This window comes from Caldicellulosiruptor diazotrophicus (genome assembly GCF_017347585.1).
Taxonomy (GTDB): Bacteria; Bacillota; Thermoanaerobacteria; order Caldicellulosiruptorales; family Caldicellulosiruptoraceae; genus Caldicellulosiruptor; species Caldicellulosiruptor diazotrophicus.
In genome coordinates this window covers 1,772,612-1,795,543 of record NZ_AP024480.1, presented here as the reverse complement: position 1 = coordinate 1,795,543, position 22,932 = coordinate 1,772,612, and the positions used below count along the sequence as shown (strand labels likewise).

The window sequence follows — 22,932 nt, the reverse complement described above, 5'->3', positions numbered from 1 at the left end:
ATAAACATACCAGCCTTCTTCTTTTTGAATTTTTCGTTTCAAAGAAGGGAATTTTGAGTTTGTAGAGAATTTAGATATTATAATAAGTGGAATATAAATAAGACAAAAAAGAAACTTTTAAAAGGTCCGGTGAGAAGTTTTGTTAAAAATAAGAGAGTATCAGGAGAGTTTAGAAGAAAAGATTCTTTCTCCCTATGCAACACTTTCAAAAAATTCAAAAGGAAGGCAAAAACCAGAACAAAAATGTGATGTAAGGACAGAGTTTCAAAGAGATAGAGATAGGATAATACATTCCAAATCTTTCAGAAGGCTAAAACATAAAACCCAAGTGTTCATATCTCCAGAAGGTGACCATTACAGAACAAGACTTACACACGCTTTAGAGGTTGCCCAGATTGCAAGAACCATTGCAAGAGCACTGAGGCTCAACGAAGATTTGACAGAAGCAATAGCACTTGGTCATGATTTGGGTCACACACCATTTGGTCATGCAGGCGAGGACATCTTAAATAAAATAACTACAATCGGATTTTCACACAATGTCCAGAGTTTGCGGGTTGTAGATTTCTTGGAAGGTGAAGAAGGTCTTAATTTAACATTTGAAGTAAGAGATGGGATTTTGAATCATGTGTGGGGAAGAACGCCTGCCACTTTAGAGGGTAGAGTTGTCCAGTTTGCTGACAGAATTGCTTATATTAACCATGATATTGACGATGCTATGAGAGCGGGCATATTGAAAGAAGATGACCTGCCGAAAGACTGTCTTAAAATACTTGGATATTCTAAGAGAGAGAGAATTAATACATTAATTAGGGATATAATAAAAAATAGTATGGACAAGCCAGAAATCTCCATGAGTGAAGATGTTTTTTATGCTATGCAAACTTTGCGAAGGTTCATGTTTGAAAATGTTTATATTGGTTCCGAGGCAAAGAAGGATGAAAGTAAAGCTAAGTATATTATACAAGCTCTGTATGAGTATTTTATGTCGAACTGTGATGCTTTACCAGACGATGTGAAAAGGAATATCGACAGGTTTGGCAAGGAACAAGCAATAGTTGACTATATAGCTGGAATGACAGATAGATATGCTATGCGAAAGTTTTATGAATTATTCTTACCATCACCATGGAACAAACTTTGATTTTTATTAAAAATGCTAAAAGGTATTTTAAAAAATTTGTCGAAATAAAATTAAATTGTCTTAAAAAATGCGAAGGTGAACATAATGTGTTGGAAAGAGTTGTAGAACAGGTTTTAAGCAAAATTGACATTGTTGATGTTGTCTCAATGTATGTGCCACTTAAAAAAGTGGGAGTGAACTTCAGAGCGCTTTGTCCTTTTCATCAAGAAAGGACGCCCTCTTTTTATGTCTCGCCGGCAAAACAGATATTTCACTGTTTCGGATGTGGAGTTGGAGGTAATGCTATTCATTTTGTAATGCGGATGGAAAATTTAACATTTACAGAAGCACTTAAGGTTTTAGCGGAGAAGGCTAAGATTGATGTAGATTTTACTCAGGCTCAGTCGTCAAGAGATAAAGCGTTAGCTAAACAAAAAGAAGAGCTTATTTCTCTTCACCATGATTGTTTAGAATATTTTCAGAGGCAATTGTATTTAAGAGAAAATATAGATGCTGCAAGGTATGTTTTGAAAAGGGGGATCAAAAAAGAAACTGCAAAGCAGTTTGGGCTTGGATATTGTCCTTATAATAATAATTTGTATGAGATGCTCTCAAGAAAGTATTCCAAAGAGATTATTGATAAAAGTGGAATTTTTATTGAGAGAAATGGAAAAAATTATTGTAGATTCGAAGGAAGACTCATTTTTCCTATATTCGATACAATGGGCAGAGTAATTGGATTTGGTGGTCGTATAATTGATGATTCGCAAACACCTAAATATATGAATTCTCCAGATACTCTAATATTTTCAAAATCAAAAATTTTATATGGTCTTAACATTGCAAAATCAAGTAAAGAAAAAGATTTTGTAATTGTTGAGGGGTATATGGATGTAATTTCGCTTCATCAAGAAGGTATAGACAATGTTGTGGGGGTTTTAGGCACAGCACTTACACAAGATCATAGTTTTCTTCTGAGGCGATACAAAAATGAGGTTGTTCTTTGTTTAGATAGTGACCAAGCAGGCAAAAACGCTACATTTAGAACTGCTGATATACTTTACCAAAGCGGCCTTATGGTAAAGGTTATGGAACTTGAAAATGCTAAAGACCCTGACGAGTTTATAAAAAAATTTGGGAAAGATGCGTTTTTACTAAAAAAACAAAATGCTATGTTTGTAATAGATTTTAAAGTAAAGCAGATTTCTTCTAACTATGATTTATCAAAATCAGATCAGAAGTTTAAATTTATCAAAGAATACTTTGAAAAGATTTTAATGCCAATCACAAATGAGGTTGAGAGACAGGAATATGTAAGAAAATTATCACAACTTGCACAAATTGATGAAGAAGTAATATTAAAAGAATTTACCAAAAGTGAAAACATAAAACTAAAACGTTTAGAAAGTATTCAACATTTTAGGGAAGTTCAGCAAAAGAGTAATTTATCAGAAGAAGAAAGAATCAAAAAGAATGATATAGACCTTTTATCCATCTATGTAGAATGGGCTAACAAGTCAGAAAGTATCAAAAACTCTGTTACTGAAGATGATTTCTGTACCGAGGATATAAAAATGCTTTTTAGTTCAATAAAAAACTTAATTAATGAGGGGATGGAATTGACCTATTCGATGCTTTTGACATTTGTCAATGACGAGAAGATATTATCAGAACTAACAAGCTTTTCCTCAAAAGGATTCGAAACAGAAGAAGCAGCCAAAAAGGCAATAGATGAGCTTAAAACAAATAATAATAAAATGTTATGGCTAAAACGAGAAATGTTGGAAGCACAAAAGAGAGGAGACAATGAAAAGGTGTTAAGGTTGCAAACGCAAATTAGGAGAATCAAAGATAGAAAGGAGGGAATTTGAGGGATGCCAGAGCAGAACATGGAGAACAATGAGGTAAAAAAACTCAATGGGGAAAATATAAATAAAAATAATGAGAACGAAAATCGACAAGAAGTTGATGAACAATTGTTTGTATCACAGAAAAATGAAAATCAGGAAAAGCAGTCTGGTAAAAAGAGTTCAGAAAATAAATCAGAAAGTAAGAAAATAAGTGAGGAAAAGAAGACACTTATACGAGAGAAGGTCAGGGAGTTAATATCACTTGGTCAGAGCAAAGGTTTTCTGACATATTCTGAAATACAGGAAATTCTTGACAAGGTAGAGCTTGATGCAAGCCAGATTGAGAACATTTATGATACCTTAGAGAGTATGGGAATTGATGTGGTTGACGACAGAGTATCTGAAGAGGAGCTTTTAAAAGACGACTTGGAAAATCTACCTGAAGGTATTGCTATAGATGACCCTGTTAGAATGTATCTCAAAGAGATTGGCAAAATTCCTCTTTTGACACCAGAAGAGGAGATTGAACTTGCAAAGAGGATTGAACAGGGCGATGAAGAGGCAAAAAAGAGGCTTGCTGAGGCAAACTTGAGGCTTGTTGTTAGCATTGCAAAAAGATATGTAGGACGTGGAATGTTATTCTTAGACCTGATTCAAGAAGGTAATTTGGGACTTTTAAAAGCAGTTGAGAAGTTTGACTACAGAAAGGGCTATAAATTCTCAACATATGCAACCTGGTGGATTCGCCAGGCAATAACAAGAGCAATTGCCGACCAGGCAAGAACTATAAGAATTCCTGTTCATATGGTTGAGACAATAAACAAGTTAGTTAGGGTATCACGCCAGCTTCTTCAAGAAAAAGGAAGAGAGCCAACGCCTGAAGAGATTGCAAAAGAGATGAACATGCCTGTTGAAAAGGTGCGTGAGATTTTGAAGATTGCTCAGGAGCCTGTATCATTGGAAACGCCAATCGGTGAGGAAGAAGACAGCCACTTGGGTGACTTTATCCCTGATGATGATGCTCTTGCACCATCTGAAGCAGCTGCATATTCAATGTTAAAAGAGCAGCTTTTAGAGGTTTTGGATTCTTTGAACGAAAGAGAAAAGAAGGTTTTAAAGCTCAGATTTGGCCTTGAAGATGGCAGGGCCCGCACCTTGGAAGAAGTTGGCAAGGAGTTCAACGTGACACGTGAAAGAATTCGTCAAATTGAGGCAAAGGCTTTGAGAAAACTCAGACATCCAAGCAGGAGTAAGAAGCTTAAGGATTTTTTGGAATAGTAATAAAAAGCAGGGTCTACCTTTGAGCAGGTAGTCCCTGCTTTTGTTACAGAGTTCATCGATTTTACACTTTATTTATATAATACTGCATCAACAACGACAGGAAAGGCTTGAAGATTTCTATAGTGTTGATTTATATAAAATTCAATTTTTAACGTATTTCCTCCTACAACTTCTAATGATACATTTTTAGTTTTTTCACCCTTTGCAATTGGGCTTTCATATTTCTTTTCACCATCTAAATAGATTCTGAAGACACCACTTGCCCCGACATCTGTATCATCGTCAAGCCCAAGGGTTAGATTTAACTTTTTATAATCTCCATTGAGTTTATATTGAACAAAAGTATATCTTCTACTATCATTTTCATCCCACCATTGTGTGTTATATGCTCGCCACACAATATTTTTGCCCTTTGTTGCGCCTAATATTGTGACCTCATTTGAATTAGAAACTGGATTAAAGTCTATTGAATAATAGTCGCTTAATGGCAAATCAGTCAAAAAGATGCCTCCATTTGGTGTTAAATTAGGTCCAATAACCAATGCTTTTTTGTTGTCATCAATTTTCCAAGGTGCAATATTTTTATTGTAGAAACAGTAAAGAATAGAGTCAAGATGAACAAATCTCATCCCTTTATAGTTTAAAAATGGAACTTTGTATTTGAGTGTTACTCCATTTAGGATAATATCTCTTTGATACTCATAAACTGGGCTTGTCGATACCTTTTTGCTAAGTTCATTCACCTTTGCTTGAAGATTAGCATTTTCTTTTTTTAGCTTGTCATATTGAGTTTTTAGAGAATTGTAATCTTTCAAAAGTTTTTCGTACATTGTCTTATAATTTGTTGGAGATGACGCAACTGCAACAAAACAAAAGATAACAGCAAATATGGTTATAAATACTGAGATGTGCTTTTTCATTTCCTAAACCTCCCTAGAAGAGATTTTGTTCCTGCTATTTAATATACAAAACGAAAAACTTAATGTCAACCATATTTTGAGATAAATAAGCTCTTGCATTTATATACGAGAAAAATTATAATTAAATCAAGATTACACCTTAAAAGTATATAATTTGTCGAATAATGTCGAATAGTGTCGAATTATATTAAAGAATGATGATGGGAGGGAAAAAAGTTGCTTTACTGTCCCAAGTGTGGTGCTACAATTGAAAATGGGAAGAAAGTATGTATTCAGTGTGGAGAGAGCTTAAAGTCAAAGATTTTGAGTAATTTGCAAAGGACAAAGAAAGAGTTCTTCTTAGAGAAATACTTTGAGGGCCAAACAAAAGAATTTAGAGTTCCAAGCTTAAAATTTAAATTTGACAGAAAACTTTTGCCTTGGCTTTGCGGAATTGTAGGTTTCCTAGTGTTCTTAATATTGTTTGTAACGATTGGAAAGTCAATATATTCTCCCCAAAGGGTTGTGAATGAATTCAAGGAAGCTGTTAAAAATAAAGACACAAAAATGCTTTCCCAAATACTTGTTCATGAAACAGGTGAACAAATTTCACAAGATAATCTAAAAGCTTTCTTAGAGTTGTGTCAGACAAAGCCTGAATACATAAACGGTGTTTTCAAAGCGTTAGATGAAGCAATTCAATCAATTTCAAATTCATCCTCAGATAAAAAGAATAGATCTCTAACTGATATTTTATCTGATCTTTTCTCAACTCAAGATTATTCAAATGATTTTCTCTTAAAACCTACAGGCAAAGGCTTGATCTTCTTCACGAAATATAAGATTGCAGCAAAAAATTACTTTTTAAAAGTGAAGTGTGATACAAAGGACGCAAAAATATACTTGAATGGTAAAAACATTGCTTCAGTTTCAGATCCATCTCAGGAAATTTCAATAGGTCCATTGATTGCTGGGATATACAAGGTTAAAGCTGAATATAAAGGTCCGTATTGTACATTAGAAAAGATTGATGAAGAAGAAATTTACAGTACAGATTTTAGTAACTATAACCAATACACAGCTGAACTATATCTTTATCCGCGCTATGTAGAGGTAAACTCAGATTTTGAAGATGCAGAGATAGTTTTGAACGGTAAGCCAACTGGTGTTTTGGTAAAAGATGCGTCTAAATTTGGACCTGTAAGTGACGGAAGTGAATTTAATGCAAAAATAAAACTTCCATGGGGTGAAGTGAAAACAACTTCTGTAAAACTTGGCAGCTGGTCAAATAGCATTACAATTCCAAATACACTTTCAAACGATGATACTAATAATTCGACCTTCGAAAAGGTTGCTTCTGTTATTAATGATTTTGAAAAGTCTTACAGAACTGCTATGACATCTCAGGATCCGAATAAGTTTTTGCACATTTCTGATGAATTAAAACAAACATTTTCAAATAGAATTCAGGAACTAAAAGATTATGAACAAAAATTTACAGGTAAAGTTACAAAAACAGAGTTTAATTTTGGAACATTACAATTGTTTAAAGATGAAGAGGGAAAAATAACATTAAAAGTTACTGCAAAAATTTACTATAAAGATGCAGTATATTACAAGGACGATTCTCCACCACAAGATATTCCTGAAAAAGTAACTGCACAGGTTTACACGCTTGTATGGGATGAAAATACAAAGAACTTTATTATTGTTGGAATAGAGGCTCCATGGTTTTATAATTGGCCGGAAGATGGCAAGATTAAAGAATACAAACTAGATGAAGGGAGTGTGTGATTGAAATGACAAAGTGTCCATACTGTGGTAGAGAACTTCAGGAATGTGAGGTTTGCACTTGCCAAACAAATCAAACGATGGTGAGTCAGACAACTGGCAATCAAGTTACAAGCGGTGAAGCATTGAACGATACTCAAAATACTGCGAAAGCTAGTGAGGATGTTAAAAGCGAAAGTATTGAGCAGACTGTAAATACCGCTGAAGAAAAGAAAAAGGAATCTACTAATACTTTAACCCTAAATGATGTAATTAACTCAGCAGTTCGATATTGTTATCTTACAATAAAGTTTGCTTGGGCATTTTTGAAAAATCCATTTGTTTTTATTTCAAAGGTTATACAGAATAATGATTACAAAGTAGGTGTTTTGTTTGCTACTCTTACTTTTGTATTTGTTTCTATTCAAAATCTTGTTTTAGCGGGGAGGGGTATAAAGTTAGTTGAAGATTTTATCGGAATATCAGGGCTTTTGTATTCTTATTCATCCTTTAAAACCTTTTTGTACAACTTCATAATTTTGTTTCTTTTGTATCTTCTATATTGCGGTACTCTCAAGTTAGCGTTTATGATAATTAAAGAAAGTGTAGATTTTAAAGCTATATTAGGTGCGGTTGGAGTAAGCCTTATTCCAATTGTATGGGTAGTATTATTAAATCTGTTATTGCAGTTTATTGCTATATGGCTTGTAATTTTATTAGGTATTTTTGGTATTATCACAAATACAATTCTTAACTTTTGGTCAATTAGGACTTTATCACAAAATAAAGATACTACAGCGCTTTACATCACTGCGACAACGTATATCGTATGCATTATTGTTGTAGCAATAGTCATGTTTGCCTTAGCTAATGGAATGGCAAGCTCAGGAGGAGTTGGTACGACAAGTTTTAGTTCAAATAGCATTATTGGTACCTGGTCAGATGATAAAGATACTATTACGTTCAACTCAGATGGAACATTTAAGGCTAATTATTATTGGTTAGGTGGAAATTGGGAGATAAATGGGAATAAGTTATATCTTACAGGAATATTAACTGGAAAAGAAGGGTATTATTACAAAGTTGAGGGCAATAAATTGATATTGGAGCCTATTCCTGGTTCGGGTAGGGGTAAGTATGAGTTTTACAGGGTTAGATAAATATGAGAATGAGATTTTGAGATTGAACTTAATAAATCTAAGAATGAAAGGTGGAAAATTATGAATAGACTTAGAAAAACTGTGATGTTCAAAATAATTGTAATTTGCATTGTATGTTTATTACTTTCGGGTTGTACATTATTTAAAAGAATCAAAAATGAAAATGTGTCACCTAATCAGAATATTGGTAAGGTAGTTTATAATGATGAAAAATCTACCATATCCTTGGGAAATAAAAATATTTCTGGAAAGCAAGTAGAAAAAGTAGTTAAAGTTAATAAAAAGACAATTGAACAAAGTGAAAGCAACAAAATTATAAAAATAGAATATCCTGTAATAATTGCAAGTGGTTATCCTCAATCAGCGATTGAAAAAGTAAATGAAACAATTGAACATTTTATCAAGAATAAATTAGAAGAAATACAGAAGACAGGAGAGTCTTTTGTATTAGGAATTACTTACGAATGCCATTATTACAAATTAAAAGATATTTTTTCCACAATATTTTTTATTGATGGAGGAGGAAGTGGAGGATATTACGAATCTATGACATTCAATTTTAATCTTATTAATGGAAAATTGTTGCCCAGAGAGGATATTATAGATAGCAATGCCTTAAAAAAATTAAGGAGTTATATAACTTTTCTTTCAGCAACATGTAGAGATATTGAATTGAAAACTCCAAAATATCAAGAAAGCCTTAATCAAGCAACTGAAAATACAGATATTCAAATAGATGACAAGTTTATTATAAAAGATGATGGAATAGAAGTATATTTTCCTTCTTTTGATATTGATCCCAATGGGAAAAACTCAGCAAATTTTTATATTAAGTTTGATGAGTTAAATAAGAATGTGATAAAAAGAATAAATATTCAATCATTAAGTGAAATAGAAAAGCTTACGAAAATGAACTTTAAAGATATAAAATCCATTTTTGGTTTATGTGATATAACTTATATGTGGGAAGGTGTAGTTTATTACAATATTGGTGCCCTAGAGTGGGCTTTTAATCCTGAAGATGGGTATTACAAAGATGTAGATTCTAAAATTCCTAATGCAATTCTTTTTCATGAAGGTGCAACTATTTTAGGTGTCGAAATAATGAAAATGACACCTGAGCAAGCTTATGAAATTCTCAGAAAGAACAAATCTGGGGCAATAAAAAAAGTTACAAGAGGGCAAGGTGCGGATTCTGATGAAGTTATCATATGTGAGTTAAGTAATGGAATTAATATTTACTTTGAATGTGGACGGAAATCTGTTGACTCCAATGAATTGGTAATTGTGGATGTTATTGTAAAGAGAAATTAATTGAACATATAATTTTCCCTGAAACAATTTTGGCATTAGTTTGTAAAAATAGAATATAGCTATATTGATAAAAGTTGGAACTGGATAGTTGAACCTAATTATGACGCAGCAAGTGGGTTTACAAGTGAATTTGCTTGTATTAGTAAAATAACCTTGAAGGACTAATTGTGTTGAAGAACATGATATTTAAAGAGAAGGACTAAGATTTACGTATAACTTTGCTGAGTAGATATGCAGTTATAAATTAAAGTGAGATATTTAAAAGCAAAAATTTGAGAACAAGTGTTTGAAATATATTAATTAACTTTGGGATGGTGAAAATGATGTTTAATAGAAGGCCAAAAATTATTTTATTAATAATATTCTTGATAATATCTGTATCAATAACCAAAATTAGTTTGGGATTTAGCAATAAAATTTATATAATAGTGGAACCAAAACATGAAGGTGAAGTAGTATGGATGGGGTCTAATATAGGTATATACAGGAGTAATGGTAATAAATATGGTGTTTTTGATATAAAAAGCTTTAAGATTCTTATACCTGCAAAATATAAAGAAATAAACTGTTCATTTAGTGATAATTTGATTGAGGTTAAGTACAAAGATAAATATGGCTTTGTGGATAAGAAAACAGGAGAAGAAATAGTTGCACCAAAATATGATTATATCGATTATAGTGACAATTTTGAAAATTTAGTACCTGTGATAGTAAACAATAAACGTGGATTGGTTAGTAAGATTACTGGTAGAGAAGTATTACCAATCAAATATGACTATGATTCTTTTCTTGGTGCTTTTTCTGACTATAATGGAAGTTATCTAGTTGAAATTAAATTAAATAGAAAAGTAGGTCTTGTAAACAAAAATGGAATAGAGATTATAAAACCTATATATGATGAAATCAGAGGAATTGGAGAAGGAGATATTGCTACAGTTACAGTGAATGGTCTATTTGGATTTGTTGATGTTAAAAACGGAAAAACATTGATAGAACCCCGATATAACTATGCAGGAGTTTTCAGCGAAGGATCAGCACCAGTTGTAGACGGAATTTCGTGGTTTTTTATAGACAAGTCAGGAAAAGTAGTTATAAAATTACCATATGACAGAACATTAATGGGCTTTGTTGATAGTTTTCATGAAGGTTTAGCTGCTTTTGGGATAGGATGGAATAATCCTAAGTGGGGGTTTTATTGATAAGACTGGCAAGGAAGTTTTTAAGCCTCAGTATGATGAAGTTAAATTATTTTTTGATGATTTACTCCGAATTAATAAGATGTTAGTTAAGGTTAAGGTAAGAGGTAAATGGGGGATTATAGATAAAAGAACAAAAAAAGAGATAATAAAGCCAATATATAATGAGATTGAATACTTCAGTAGCAATGTTGTAATGGTTGAAATTTTACAACAAGGAAAAATTAAGTATGGTTTTGTAGATATAAACACAGGTAAAGAAATAATTTCTCCCAAATATGACTTTGTAGACTATTATTCAAAGGGAAATAAATTTGTAAAGGTTAGAATTGGTGGTAAATGGGGACTCGTAGACAGACAAACGGGAAAAGAATTATTAACTCCAAGGTATGATTATATTGGAGAGGTTAGTGAGGGACTGATTACAGTTAGTGTCGATAAAAAGTGGGGTTTTATAGATATAAATGGTAATGAAGTTGTAAAACCAAAATACGATTTTGTAAAAGGCTATAAAGAAGGATTAGCGGCAGTAGAAATAAATGGTAAATGGGGATTTGTAGATAAAATGGGTAATGAAATAATAAAACCTCAATATAATGATGCTGAAAGTTTTAAAAAGGGTTTTTCTTTGGTAAGCACTGACGATGGTTATTACTTTATAGATAAAACAGGAAATAAGGTTAATAAATTAAATATTGATTTTAGTTATATTTTAGTTCCTATAGAATATAGCACAGAATGGGACTATGTTGTATATAAAGATGGGAAGTTTGGGTTTCTTAAAATTCAAATAAATTAGAACCCATAAAATTTGGCGAATGGAAATTAATTATAAATACAGAATTTGGATATTTATATCTGGGTGGTGAATGATTAAAATGAAGAAAATTTTTCTAATACTTTTTAACATAGTGCTATTGCTTAGCTTACAATATGGTTTTGCCAATTCTTTATCAAATAATCAAAAATATACATTGAAAGTTATACCTAAAATAAAGTATATAAAAACTTTTGAAAACTTAGCTGGGGATCCATTCAGAATTGTTAAGTCTACAACAGATTTAGGTTTTGTAACAGTAGGAGTTATAAGTGGTTCAGGGACAATTTCAGGTGGATTTATCCAAAATTGCAATGTAATAATATCGAAATGGAATGCTGATGGACAATTAAAATGGCAGAGAATTTTTGGCGGAAAAGGAGATGACGTTCCTTATTTTTTAGAAACGTTAAGAGATGGTGGAATTGTAGTTGTTGGAACTACTACATCCAAAGACGGAGATTTGAAAGGCTTGGCGAAAGGTGATAAGGATGCTTTTATAATAAGATATGATAAAACTGGCAGGCTTGTGTGGAAAAGTGTGTTTGGTGGTAAGGGATGTGATGAGTTTAAAATGGTAGTAGAATCTGTCGATGGAGGGTTTATAGTTGTAGGCTCTTCTAATTCTATTGATGGAGATTTAAAAGGTTTATCAAAAGGTGAATCAGACGCATTGATTGTAAAGTATGATAGAAAAGGGAAAATTCAATGGAAAAAAACTTTTGGAGGTTCAAATATTGATTACTTTAATTTTATTATTTCAATGGATGATAAAAGTTATGTTGCAGTTGGAAATGTACTTTCTGTTGATAAAGACATTAGAAATTTAAAAAAAGACACTGACAAGTATAGAGGAGATGTCCTAATAACAAAATGGGATGACAAAGGAAATTTATTATGGAAGAAGGTTTTTGGGGGAACAGGTGATGAAATGGTAAATACTGTTGTTAGGCATAAAACCGGTATTATTATGTCAATAAATGTAAGTATATGTAAAGGTGGTGACATAAAAAAATTTACTGGTTTAGACAATTATGTACGTGGAGATCTATTATTAAAATATGATTCTAAAGGACAGATAACTAATGCTAAATTATTCAAAAAAGGAGTTGAGACTATTTTGCCATTACCAAATGGAAGTTTTATTGTTGGTGCAAATTATGAGATAGATCGAAGTGAGAAAGGAATTTATATATATAAAACAGATTTAAAATTTAATATTCAATGGGAAAGATGTTTTGGTGGTAGTGATACTGATATATTGAAAGATATTGCATTAACTGAAAAAGGCAATATAATACTGAGCATAAGTACAACTTCACAAGATGGAGATTTTGCGCCACAAACTCAAATTGATTTTGATAAAAAATATTTTAACGCCGGTATTATTAAGTTAGATAAAAATGGAAATATAATATGGAAAAAAGTTTTTGGTGGAAGTAATTATGACAGCTTTTATTCAATACTGCATTGCACAGAGAAAAATATTATAGTTTCGGGAGATACTAATTCTTATGATGGCAATTTTGATAATAGGATAACACAGAAGCATTTTTCACATCCTATTCCTATTATAGTATCTATTGAAGAGGAAATATTAAGAAATATAGAGTGGGTTAAGTTATTTGGAGGAGAGAATAATGATGTTTTTACTTCTGGTGTATCTTTCAATAACTCAGAACTTATTGTCGTAGGATACTCAAGCTCTTTCTATGAAGATTTAAAAGAATTAAGAAGAAATATTCCTGGAAACACAACAATTGGATTAATACTCAGATTTAACAAGAACGGTCAAGTCATCTGGAAAAAAAGTATTTTTGGTGATGAATATTGTTTAATAAATCAACTAAATTATGTAATAAAAACTTCTGATAACAATTTTATTGCAATAGGTTCAGTAGAGCAATATAATAATCGACCTTCATATGGATTAATACTCAAATTTGATAAAGATGGAAATATTCTTTGGAGAAAGAGTATAGGAAATGATATGAAAGGTCATAATAGTTCAGAATTAACAGTATTTAGTTCTGTTATTGAGACATTAGACGGTGGTTTAGTTATAGGTGGACAGTTGTTTGGTAAGGCTGCCATATTAAAGTTAAATTCTAATGGTGATGTTGAATGGATTAAATATATACATCAAGATAGCAAACACGGATGTATTGAAAAAGTTACGAAATTACAAAATGGAAGTATTGTTGCAGTCGGTTGGGTAACAGCTAAGGAAAGAGATTGGAAAAGCAGCTATGGAGGAGACTGTGAAGGTTTCATAGGATTGTTTGACTTAAAAGGGAATGTATTATGGGAGAAGTTATTTAAAGGCACAGGGGATGATAGATTTTTATCGGTGACAGTTACAGCTAAGGACGAAATTTTTGTTGTGGGTGATTCAAGTTCAAAAGATTTAGATATGTATGATGTTGTAAAGAAATCTTCACATCTTATAACTGATGATTGTCCCGATGGAATTATTGTCAAATACGATAGTAAAGGTAACGTAATTTGGAAGAAAATATTTGGTGGAAGTAGGAAAGATTCGTTCAAAGATATAATCTTCAATGGTGATATAATTATGGCAGTAGGTTTGTCAGATTCAATTAATGGGGACCTGACAGATTTAGTAGATATGGGATTGAAAAGAGAATGGAATGAAATATGGGGTGACATTGTTTTAGTAGCATATTATTCCAATGGAGATATTATATGGAAAACATTGATAAGTGGAAAAAGATGTGATAAACCTTTTAAAATTATTCAGGATGGGGAAGATAGTTATGTCATTTTAGGAAGTACCTCTTCAGAAGATGGAGATTTTGATTGCATTAATCAAGGGTTAGATGATGCATTTATACTTAAATTAAGATTAAGCAATCAGCTAAGATAAGTTGCGGTTATAATAAATTATCTTTGAAGATGGCTTTATTTAAATTAAAAAATAGCTCGTTGAAAGAAACAGATTAACAGGTTTTAACGTTAAAAAGTAGAAAAGAATTCAACCAGGATCTTAAAAATGCTATTCTAAGTGAGAAAGCAAAGTTTTTCGACCAAATAGTGGTTGTTGGAGTGTAAAAATTAAAGACAAAAAATGCATTAATTACTGTTTCTCAAAGTAAAATGGAAGCATGCACCAAAAAATTCTTGAAAGAAAATATTAAAAAGTTATTTAGCGTAGCAAATATATTTGGAAGATTAGTAGGAGATAGTGTAAATGAAGTATTGGGAGATAAAGGAGATGTGACTGGGAGTCTGGATGTTGTAACTAATCTCTTAAATCTTGTAAGTGATGACTTGCTTGAAATGATACCTATTAAATCCTGTTAAATATAACTTTTATATTGATGAAAATGACTATAAAACTAAGAAAATAATTATTACTTACAATGGTAATTTTACAACATTGCAAATAACCCTTGATAACATCAAATTTGGGAAAGATGTTTTATTCCCTAACCCTCCAAAAGAAGCTTTTAAAGAAGCCGAAAAAATTTCCTTTAAAAGTTACCTCAATCCAATTGGTTTTAATATCAGTTATTGGGATGGTGTTATTCCAGTTTATAATTACTTAATTGTGAATCAGATGCTTGCGGAATTAAACGTGAATATAAGTAATTTTGGATACTAAAATAACGATTAATTTGAAATATTGAGAAAATAAACATTTTTAAAGGTCTGGAGGTAAACAATTTAAATCTACTAAACGGTTAGGAGGGAATATTACTATGTTGGACTTATTGCAAAGGACAATAATTGAAGGAAGATTGTCTTGCTATGTGAAGAAAACTAAGGAGTTTAATCCATATAAAAAATCAGATGTTTACGATTGGGAGTTTAAAAAGGAGATAAACCGATATATTTTTAAAGATTTTTATCGTGGATTTAATCCCTATGCAGGGGTTGAAATAATAATTGAGAAAGACAGTAATAAAGTAGTATGGATATGTGATTATGTTGGTTATGTTTTGAATAAATGTCCAATTGGTACAAATCAAGTATATGATTTTTTAAAAGAAGCTAGGGCTAAGCATTTAGTGGAATGCAAGGATAATCTATTTAAGGATTTTACATACGAAAAAGAATTATTAAAATATAAATCGATATTTGAACTTAAAGCAACAGGAGTATTGGAAAAAACTGATATTTATTATGATAAAGAATTAATTGCCCAACACATTGCATCTGGAATTGTGAAAATATGAGGATGGATTTTTATGAAAATAAAAATTGTTAAATAGAAGATATAGTTATTGAAGGCAAAAAAGTTAAACAAGAGATAAAAAAATGTCCCCGTTGTCATAAAATATTATAGTGCAAAAACATAACAACCATAGGTTATGCATATTAAGAGCAGGGGTTACTCATTCCCCTGCTTTTGATTTGTCAGGTTATTTAGTTATTGACTTTTTACTTACATACATTTAAAATAGTAAGCTATCTTTAAACTTTAAAAGGAGGCAGCCAAAGATCTAAAAATGCTAACCCAAAGAACTGACATTAGAAACATCGCTATAATTGCCCATGTTGACCATGGTAAAACAACCCTTGTAGATAGCATGCTAAAACAAAGTGGAATATTCCGTGAAAATCAGGTAGTTGAAGAAAGAGTTTTAGATTCAAACCAGCTTGAAAGAGAAAAAGGAATTACCATAATGGCCAAAAACACAGCAATTATGTACAAAGGCATAAAGATAAACATCATAGACACACCGGGCCATGCAGATTTTGGAAGTGAAGTTGAAAGAGCGCTTGTTATGGCAGATGGTGTGCTTCTTGTTGTTGATGCCTATGAGGGTCCAATGCCCCAGACAAAGTTTGTTTTAAGAAAAGCCCTACAGCTTAAACTCAAGCCAGTTGTTGTTATAAATAAAATTGACAGGCCATTTGCAAGGCCTTATGAGGTTTTGGATAAGGTCTTGGACCTTTTTATTGAACTTGGAGCAGATGAAGACCAGCTTGATTTTCCATATGTTTTTGCATCAGCAAAAGAAGGTATCGCAAAGTTTGATTTAGAAGATGAAAGTTACAATTTAGAACCACTTTTTGAGATGATTATAAACAATATTCCAGCACCAACTGGTGAAATTGATGCACCTTTCCAGATGATTGTAACTTCAATTGACTATGACAATTATCTTGGAAGAATTGCTATTGGAAAGGTTGTAAGAGGTAGTGTAAAACTCAATCAGCAGGTTGCAGTTTGCACAAGACAAGATGGGGTTTTACAAAAGACAAGGGTTACAAAGCTGTATCAGTTTGAAGGTTTAAAAAGGGTAGAATGTAGCGAGGCAAAGCTTGGTGATATTGTTGCAATTGCCGGAATAGATGGTATCAACATTGGTCAGACTGTGGCAGATGCAGAAAATCCAGAGGCGTTGGAGTTTATCAAGATTGATGAACCAACAATCTCTATGATATTTTCAACAAACGACTCACCTTTTGCAGGAAAAGAAGGTGAGTATGTAACATCAAGGCACTTACGAGAGCGCCTTTTTAAGGAACTTGAGAGAAATGTAGGATTGAAAGTTGAGGAGACCGATTCATCCGATTCATTTAAGGTGTCAGGAAGAGGGGAGCTTCATTTAGCAATATTGATTGAAACCATGCGGAGAGAGGGCTATGAGTTTCAGGTTTCAAAGCCACAGGTTATAACAAAGATTGTAAATGGTGAACTTTATGAGCCGTATGAATATTTGATAATTGATGTTCCAGAAGAGTTTATGGGCACTGTCATGGAAAAATTGGGTCCGCGAAGAGCACAGCTTCAGAACATGACCATTTTAAATGATGGATTTATGCGTCTTGAGTTTATAATACCTGCAAGAGGACTTATAGGTTTTAGGTCTGAGTTTTTGACAGATACCAAAGGCAATGGTATTATGAACCATGTGTTTTATGACTATATGCCATATGCTGGTGACATTCCAGAAAGAAACAGAGGAGCACTTATAGCTTTTGAAACTGGAGAGGCTGTGGCATATGGTCTTTACAATGCCCAGGAGAGAGGTCGACTTTTCATTGGACCTGGAACTGAAGTATATGAAGGTATGATTGTTGGTGAAAGTTCGCGCCCTGAAGATATTATTGTGAATGTTTGCAAGAAAAAACATCTTACTAACATGCGTTCAGCCACAGCTGATGAGGCTTTGCGTTTAACTCCTCCTCTGCAGCTTTCGCTTGAAGAATGTATAGAATTTCTGGCAGAGGATGAACTTTTGGAAGTGACACCAAAGAGCTTAAGGCTTAGGAAAAAGATTTTAAATCATGAGATGAGAAAGAAGATGGAGGCAAGAGCTAAAAAAGAAGAAAAGGAGCCTGTTTGTTGAAGGCTCTTTTTTCTTTTTTGATTTTCATTGTGATATAATATGAGCATGAAAATCAAAGAAAAGTTTTGGGGTAAGTGGTACTTATGAGGTTATGGCAAAAAGGTTTTAAATATTATTTGGTTGTATTACTCTTCTTAGTCTTAATGGTTTCACTTGTTTATGTATCATTTAAATCTCAAAGAGAAAAGGTAATCGAAACTGTGGTTGAAATTCCACAAAATACATCCACAAAAGATGTGGCTATGATTTTGAAGAAAAATGGGATTATAAAAAACCCGTACTTTTTTATGTTTTATGTCAAATTAAATAACTACAAAATAGCAGCAGGAAAATACAAGCTTTCGTCTGATATGACATATAGAGAGCTTTGTAGAGCTCTTGAAAAAGGTTTTGTTCCAAAAGTTGCTATTAAGTTTACTATTCCAGAAGGGTTTACAGCCCAGCAAATTGCCAAAAAACTTCAAAGTCTTGGACTTGTAGATGAAAACAAGTTTTTGGAAACTGTGAATAGTTATGACTTTAATTTTAAGTATAAATACAGTTCAAAAGAAGTAAAGTACAAGCTTGAAGGGTTTTTGTTCCCCGATACATATGAAGTATATCCCCGCACTTCTGAAAAGGATATTATAAAGATGATGCTAAATAGATTTTTAGAAGTGTATGAAAGCATAAAGGATAAAAAGACAACAAATTTAGATGATATTCAAACGATTATACTTGCTTCAATTGTTGAAAAAGAGGCAAAAAAAGATAACGAAAGAGGGATTATTGCTGGTGTGTTTTTAAACAGGCTACAAAAAAACATAAAACTTGAAAGCTGTGCAACGGTAGAATATGTGTTGCCTGTTCACAAAGAGGTTCTTTCTTTGCAGGATGTGAAAATAAAATCTTCATACAATACATACTTAAATAAAGGATTGCCACCTTCTGCTATCTGCAACCCTGGCAGAAAAAGTCTTCTTGCGGCTTTAGCTCCTACAAAAACAGATTATCTATTTTTTGTTGCCAAAAAGGATGGAACTCATATATTTTCAAAGACATTTGAAGACCATTTGAAGGCTCAAAAACAAATAGAAGAAGGGAAAAAATAAAAATGGATATATCACAGGACATTTTAAACCAGTTTATAAGAAGTAAGCTTACAAATATGGATCCAAGACTTTTAAAAATTGAAAAGGAGGCTCAAAAGAAAAATATACCAATAGTTTCAAAAGAAGTATCGCGGCTATTAACAATACTTTCAATGCTGAAAAAACCAAAGAGAATATTGGAGATTGGCACTGCAGTGGGATTTTCAACGCTGTCCATGCACTTAGGCTTCCCTGAAGCAAAGATTATTACAATAGAGATGGACTTTGACATGGTCATGGAGGCTAAGAAAAATATAAAAGAGTTTGGTGCACAGGACAAAATAGTTGTTATTGGTGGTGAGGCGGAAGAGGTTTTAGAGGCAATTGAAGGTGAGTTTGACATGATATTTTTTGATGCTGCAAAAGCTCAGTACATTGATTATTTCAACCTTACCAAGGAGAAGATGGCTAAAAATTGCCTCCTTATATGTGACAACGTGCTTTTTAAGGGAATGGTTGTGGGAAGAAGATATCTTAAAAGAAGGATGATAACAATTGCAAAAAGAATGAACAAGTTCATAAAAATGATAGAAGATGACCCTGACTTTGTAATGACACTTCTTCCCATTAGCGATGGAGTGTTGATAGCCGTAAGGAAAAAATAAAAAAAGGTTTGCGGAGGTTTTTTAGAAGATGATGAAGATAAAAAAGCCTGAGCTTGTTGCACCTGCGGGCGATTTGGAAAGGCTAAAAACTGCAATTTTGTATGGTGCAGATAGCGTGTATATTGGTGGTAAAGAATTTGGGCTCAGAAAATATGCGGGCAATTTTGATTTTGATGAGATGAAAGAAGGCATTGATTTTGCACATAAACATGGTAAAAAGGTGTATCTTACAGCTAACATATTCGCAAGGAATGAAGATATTAGGAAAATAAATGAGTTTTTTGATATTATAAAAAATTTTGAATTTGATGGAATAATTGTGTCTGACCCAGGGATATTCATGAAGGCTAAAAATCTTGGGATACCAATTCATATAAGCACTCAGGCAAATACAACAAACTATGAATCTGCCCGTTTTTGGCATCAGCTTGGTGCAAAAAGAATTGTGCTTGCAAGAGAGCTGTCTTTGGATGAAATCAGAGAAATAAGAGAGAATATTCCCGAGAGCCTTGAACTTGAAGCTTTTGTTCATGGAGCGGTCTGTATTTCATATTCAGGCAGGTGTTTTCTAAGTGCGTATATGACATACAGAGACGCAAACAGAGGCGAGTGTGCTCATCCGTGCAGGTATAAATATTATGTCATGGAAGAAAAAAGACCAGGCCAGTATTTTGAGGTATTTGAAGATGTTGATGGTACTTATATCTTTAACTCGAAAGACCTTTGCATGGTTGAGCACATTGACAAGCTTGCTTTTGCAGGTATTGACGCTTTTAAGATTGAAGGAAGGATGAAAAGTAGTTTCTACGTTGCAACAGTTGTAAGTGTGTACAGAAAAGCAATTGACAAGTTTATAGAAGACCCTGAACATTTTGAACCTGAAAAAGAATGGCTTGAAGAAATTGCAAAGTGTTCTCACAGAAGTTACACAACAAACTTTTATTTTGGAAAGCCAGATCATGACGACTATAGATTTGAGTCAAGCAAATATGTCAGGGAATATGAATTTGTGGGAATTGTCAAAGAAGTATTGAATGATGGCTGGGCTGTGGTCGAGCAGAGAAACAGGTTTTTCAAAGGAGATACTGTTGAGGTTATGCTTCCAAATGGGACATATTTTGTACAAAGGATAGATAGAATTTATGACCTTGAAGGAAATCCCTTAGAGGTTGTCCCTCATGCACAGCAGCTTACAAAAATAAAATTTGACAGGCCTGTTGTAGAATTTGCAATGCTAAGAAAGAAGGTAGAAAATTAAAAATTAATGGTGGACATGCAACAAAATGGGGGAATGAGCATAAACTATATGCTGACCTTAAAAAGTGTGGCGGGGATATTTAAAATGTTTTACATCGAAAATCAAAGTTCATTCCCCCAACCAATGTCTTCTGAAGAAGAGGAAATGTATCTGAACAAGATGTGGGAAGGCTGCAAAGAAGCTCGAAATATTCTCATTGAAAAAAATCTGCGTCTTGTTGCGCATATAGCAAAAAAATACACATTTTCATTTCCAAATTTAACAGATGATATCATTTCTGTTGGGACAATTGGGCTTATAAAAGCAATTGAGACTTATTCTTCAACAAAGTGTACAAAGCTTTCTACATATGCTGCAAAATGTATTGAGAATGAGATACTTATGTATCTTAGACAAAATAAAAAGTTTTTTTCCCAGCTTTCACTTGAAAATCCAATTGGCAGTGATAAGGACGGAAATGAAATAACACTCATGGATGTTTTGCAAAACGATCAAGAAGATATAGAGGAGCAAATTGATTTAAAAATCAAGATAAAAAATCTTCTGAAAAGGCTTAACAAAATTTTAAAAGGCCGTGAAAGAAAAATAATTGAGCTGAGATATGGTCTAAAAAATGGTAAAGCAAAAACACAATTGGAAGTTGCAAATTTGCTTGGCATTTCCCGCTCATACGTCTCACGAATAGAAAAAAAAGCACTTCAAAAACTTTATGGAGAACTTCAAAATTTAAGTGATAATTTTTAAAATGGTCGGGATGACAGGACTTGAACCTGCGACCTCCTGGTCCCGAACCAGGCGCTCTACCAAGCTGAGCCACATCCCGACCTTTTGTTTTATTTTTTGAAAAGAAGTTTACAAACCTCTATCTATCATTATATAATAATTCTCAAAAAAATCAATCGAAAAAGGAGAATAAAATTGAGGCTTATAAGAAAAAGATTTTACCCAGAAGAAGAAATAGATATCTCATCTGACCAAATAGTATACCTTGGCGAACAAGTATTGGTCACCAAGTGGCTTCCAATCAAAAAAAGAGAGGATATAAAATGGGGAGCTTCTTGCATATATTTTGACAAAGGAATAAAAATTAGCAAAGTCTATGGAAATGATGATAGACTAATTTATACCTATTGTGATATCATTAATACACGGAAAGACGAAGAAAAGATTGTCACAGAAGATCTGCTTGTTGATGTTGTAGTATATCCTGACGGCAGCTACAAAATAATGGACATAGATGAGCTTGTAATGCTGAGAAGAGAAAATAAAATCTCTGAAGAGATGCTTTTAGATGCACTTTTTAAACTCAATTTTCTTTTGAATGACATTTACAATGGCTTTAAACTGGACAAGGTAGAAGAGTATCTTAGAGAAAAAGGAGTGAAAAACCAGAATGATAATTATTGGTGAGAAAATAAATTCAACAGTTAAAAACGTTGCAGAGGCTATAAAAAATGAAGATTATAATTTTATAGTATCCCTTGCAGAAAAACAGGCAAAAGCAGGGGCTCATTATATAGATGTAAACGCTGGAGCGTTTGTCGACCTTGAGGCGGAAATACTAAAAAAGATGGTTCAAAGCATTCAAAGCAAAGTTGACATCCCACTTTCAATTGACAGTCCACGACCAGAGGTAATTTCTGAGGTTATGAAAGTCTACAAAGGACAAAGAGCAATTTTCAATTCTGTGATATATGAGCAAGGAATCTTAAACAAAGCTCTGCCCGTGATAAAAGAGTACAACATGAAAGTTGTTGCACTTTTGATGGAAGATAGTGGCATTCCAGAAGACCCAAAAGAAAGGCTTGAGATAGCAAAACGACTTGTTGACAGATTTGACAAGGAAGGAATCTTGCTTGAGGACATTTTTTTGGACCCGATGGTTCAGCCAGTTTCTGTGGATAAAAGATATGTCGATATTGCACTTGAGACAATCAGGCTTTTGAGGAATGAGTTTGAGAATGTGAATATCATATGCGGACTTTCAAATATATCCTTTGGCTTGCCAAAAAGAAGGTGGATAAACAGAGCATTTTTGCCTATTGCAATCTACTTTGGACTAAATAGCTGTATTGCTGACCCTCTTGACGATGTTTTGATGAAGCTCATTTATGCTTCTGAGACTTTGTCTGGGCAGGATGAGTTTTGTATGGAATATATTACAATGGCGAGAGAAGGCTTTTTAGATTAAATATGACAACCAAAA

At 32.9% G+C, this 22,932-nt stretch carries 20 protein-coding genes, 1 tRNA gene and 1 pseudogene; 20 read left to right on the top strand and 2 right to left on the bottom strand.

The features are described from left to right. The first annotated feature begins 139 nt into the window (after positions 1–139). Genes CaldiYA01_RS08710 through rpoD form a run of 3 tightly spaced genes read left to right on the top strand, consistent with a single transcriptional unit; the run spans position 140 to position 4,251 of the window. Positions 140–1,144, top strand: a complete 1,005-nt coding sequence (locus CaldiYA01_RS08710; protein WP_207178856.1) for a deoxyguanosinetriphosphate triphosphohydrolase — start codon at positions 140–142, stop codon at positions 1,142–1,144. Further along, the gene (dnaG, locus tag CaldiYA01_RS08705; protein ID WP_207178855.1) at positions 1,141–2,994 is read left to right on the top strand and encodes a DNA primase; all 1,854 of its coding nucleotides are present in this window, start codon (positions 1,141–1,143) and stop codon (positions 2,992–2,994) included. Before CaldiYA01_RS08710 ends, dnaG begins: the two co-directional genes overlap by 4 nt. 3 nt (positions 2,995–2,997) lie before the next feature. Beyond that, the gene (gene rpoD / locus CaldiYA01_RS08700) at positions 2,998–4,251 is read left to right on the top strand and encodes an RNA polymerase sigma factor RpoD (protein WP_207178851.1); all 1,254 of its coding nucleotides are present in this window, start codon (positions 2,998–3,000) and stop codon (positions 4,249–4,251) included. A 71-nt stretch (positions 4,252–4,322) separates the two neighbouring features. Here the strand turns inward: rpoD and CaldiYA01_RS08695 are convergent, their stop codons facing one another. After that, entirely contained in the window at positions 4,323–5,174 is an 852-nt protein-coding gene (locus CaldiYA01_RS08695; protein WP_207178849.1) for an NPCBM/NEW2 domain-containing protein, read from the bottom strand. A 216-nt stretch (positions 5,175–5,390) separates the two neighbouring features. On the opposite strand from CaldiYA01_RS08695, the gene CaldiYA01_RS08690 reads away from it, so the two are divergent. From CaldiYA01_RS08690 to sigK, 15 genes and pseudogenes are all read left to right on the top strand, one after another. Beyond that, on the top strand, positions 5,391–6,947 hold the full coding sequence (locus CaldiYA01_RS08690) for a zinc ribbon domain-containing protein (protein WP_207178847.1): 1,557 nt from the start codon (positions 5,391–5,393) through the stop codon (positions 6,945–6,947). 5 nt (positions 6,948–6,952) lie between these two features. Then, positions 6,953–8,083: a YIP1 family protein gene (locus tag CaldiYA01_RS08685; protein ID WP_207178845.1), complete on the top strand. Its 1,131-nt coding sequence runs from the start codon at positions 6,953–6,955 to the stop codon at positions 8,081–8,083. A gap of 60 nt (positions 8,084–8,143) precedes the next feature. After that, the gene (locus CaldiYA01_RS08680) at positions 8,144–9,397 is read left to right on the top strand and encodes a hypothetical protein (protein ID WP_207178843.1); all 1,254 of its coding nucleotides are present in this window, start codon (positions 8,144–8,146) and stop codon (positions 9,395–9,397) included. A gap of 48 nt (positions 9,398–9,445) precedes the next feature. After that, the gene (locus tag CaldiYA01_RS12555; protein ID WP_408612171.1) at positions 9,446–9,562 is read left to right on the top strand and encodes a WG repeat-containing protein; all 117 of its coding nucleotides are present in this window, start codon (positions 9,446–9,448) and stop codon (positions 9,560–9,562) included. Between the two features lie 158 nt (positions 9,563–9,720). Then, positions 9,721–10,596, top strand: coding sequence for a WG repeat-containing protein (locus tag CaldiYA01_RS08675; RefSeq protein ID WP_207178841.1), 876 nt, complete (start codon positions 9,721–9,723; stop codon positions 10,594–10,596). Next, positions 10,571–10,633, top strand: a pseudogene (locus tag CaldiYA01_RS12550) (WG repeat-containing protein); the annotation flags it as partial. The gene CaldiYA01_RS08675 and the pseudogene CaldiYA01_RS12550, both read left to right, overlap by 26 nt. Before the next feature lie 42 nt (positions 10,634–10,675). After that, a complete protein-coding gene (locus CaldiYA01_RS08670) occupies positions 10,676–11,392 on the top strand; it encodes a WG repeat-containing protein (RefSeq protein WP_207178839.1) in 717 nt (238 codons plus the stop codon). 79 nt (positions 11,393–11,471) lie between these two features. Continuing rightward, positions 11,472–14,297: a hypothetical protein gene (locus tag CaldiYA01_RS08665; protein WP_207178837.1), complete on the top strand. Its 2,826-nt coding sequence runs from the start codon at positions 11,472–11,474 to the stop codon at positions 14,295–14,297. A 513-nt stretch (positions 14,298–14,810) separates the two neighbouring features. Beyond that, positions 14,811–15,035, top strand: a complete 225-nt coding sequence (locus CaldiYA01_RS08660; RefSeq protein WP_207178835.1) for a hypothetical protein — start codon at positions 14,811–14,813, stop codon at positions 15,033–15,035. A 97-nt stretch (positions 15,036–15,132) separates the two neighbouring features. After that, a complete protein-coding gene (locus CaldiYA01_RS08655; RefSeq protein ID WP_207178833.1) occupies positions 15,133–15,609 on the top strand; it encodes a DUF5680 domain-containing protein in 477 nt (158 codons plus the stop codon). A gap of 273 nt (positions 15,610–15,882) precedes the next feature. Continuing rightward, positions 15,883–17,733: a translational GTPase TypA gene (gene typA, locus CaldiYA01_RS08650; RefSeq protein WP_207178831.1), complete on the top strand. Its 1,851-nt coding sequence runs from the start codon at positions 15,883–15,885 to the stop codon at positions 17,731–17,733. A gap of 83 nt (positions 17,734–17,816) precedes the next feature. Next, the gene (gene mltG, locus CaldiYA01_RS08645; RefSeq protein WP_207178828.1) at positions 17,817–18,824 is read left to right on the top strand and encodes an endolytic transglycosylase MltG; all 1,008 of its coding nucleotides are present in this window, start codon (positions 17,817–17,819) and stop codon (positions 18,822–18,824) included. A gap of 2 nt (positions 18,825–18,826) precedes the next feature. Continuing rightward, positions 18,827–19,468 carry an O-methyltransferase gene (locus CaldiYA01_RS08640; protein ID WP_207178826.1) on the top strand — a complete coding sequence of 214 codons (642 nt, stop codon included), beginning with the start codon at positions 18,827–18,829 and terminating at the stop codon, positions 19,466–19,468. Positions 19,469–19,496: 28 nt separating this feature from the next. Beyond that, positions 19,497–20,726, top strand: a complete 1,230-nt coding sequence (locus CaldiYA01_RS08635) for a peptidase U32 family protein (protein WP_207178824.1) — start codon at positions 19,497–19,499, stop codon at positions 20,724–20,726. Between the two features lie 33 nt (positions 20,727–20,759). Next, positions 20,760–21,470 (top strand): RNA polymerase sporulation sigma factor SigK, encoded by a 711-nt coding sequence (sigK, locus tag CaldiYA01_RS08630; protein WP_269076397.1) that lies wholly within the window; start codon positions 20,760–20,762, stop codon positions 21,468–21,470. Positions 21,471–21,472: 2 nt separating this feature from the next. Here the strand turns inward: sigK and CaldiYA01_RS08625 are convergent. After that, positions 21,473–21,549, bottom strand: a tRNA-Pro gene (locus tag CaldiYA01_RS08625). 95 nt (positions 21,550–21,644) lie between these two features. Here CaldiYA01_RS08625 and CaldiYA01_RS08620 point away from each other — a divergent pair. Then, a complete protein-coding gene (locus tag CaldiYA01_RS08620) occupies positions 21,645–22,136 on the top strand; it encodes a DUF402 domain-containing protein (protein WP_207178822.1) in 492 nt (163 codons plus the stop codon). Then, positions 22,120–22,917 (top strand): dihydropteroate synthase, encoded by a 798-nt coding sequence (locus tag CaldiYA01_RS08615; RefSeq protein WP_207178820.1) that lies wholly within the window; start codon positions 22,120–22,122, stop codon positions 22,915–22,917. Before CaldiYA01_RS08620 ends, CaldiYA01_RS08615 begins: the two co-directional genes overlap by 17 nt. Positions 22,918–22,932 lie beyond the last annotated feature (15 nt).

Coding starts and splice junctions, on each gene's coding strand:
- rpoD (WP_207178851.1), top strand. CDS start 2,998: ATGCCAGAGCAGAACATGGAGAACAATGAGGTAAAAAAACTCAATGGG.
- CaldiYA01_RS08695 (WP_207178849.1), bottom strand. CDS start 5,174: ATGAAAAAGCACATCTCAGTATTTATAACCATATTTGCTGTTATCTTT.
- CaldiYA01_RS08685 (WP_207178845.1), top strand. CDS start 6,953: ATGACAAAGTGTCCATACTGTGGTAGAGAACTTCAGGAATGTGAGGTT.
- CaldiYA01_RS08680 (WP_207178843.1), top strand. CDS start 8,144: ATGAATAGACTTAGAAAAACTGTGATGTTCAAAATAATTGTAATTTGC.
- CaldiYA01_RS08675 (WP_207178841.1), top strand. CDS start 9,721: ATGTTTAATAGAAGGCCAAAAATTATTTTATTAATAATATTCTTGATA.
- CaldiYA01_RS08670 (WP_207178839.1), top strand. CDS start 10,676: ATGTTAGTTAAGGTTAAGGTAAGAGGTAAATGGGGGATTATAGATAAA.
- CaldiYA01_RS08665 (WP_207178837.1), top strand. CDS start 11,472: ATGAAGAAAATTTTTCTAATACTTTTTAACATAGTGCTATTGCTTAGC.
- CaldiYA01_RS08655 (WP_207178833.1), top strand. CDS start 15,133: ATGTTGGACTTATTGCAAAGGACAATAATTGAAGGAAGATTGTCTTGC.
- typA (WP_207178831.1), top strand. CDS start 15,883: ATGCTAACCCAAAGAACTGACATTAGAAACATCGCTATAATTGCCCAT.
- mltG (WP_207178828.1), top strand. CDS start 17,817: ATGAGGTTATGGCAAAAAGGTTTTAAATATTATTTGGTTGTATTACTC.
- CaldiYA01_RS08640 (WP_207178826.1), top strand. CDS start 18,827: ATGGATATATCACAGGACATTTTAAACCAGTTTATAAGAAGTAAGCTT.
- CaldiYA01_RS08635 (WP_207178824.1), top strand. CDS start 19,497: ATGATGAAGATAAAAAAGCCTGAGCTTGTTGCACCTGCGGGCGATTTG.
- sigK (WP_269076397.1), top strand. CDS start 20,760: ATGAGCATAAACTATATGCTGACCTTAAAAAGTGTGGCGGGGATATTT.
- CaldiYA01_RS08615 (WP_207178820.1), top strand. CDS start 22,120: ATGATAATTATTGGTGAGAAAATAAATTCAACAGTTAAAAACGTTGCA.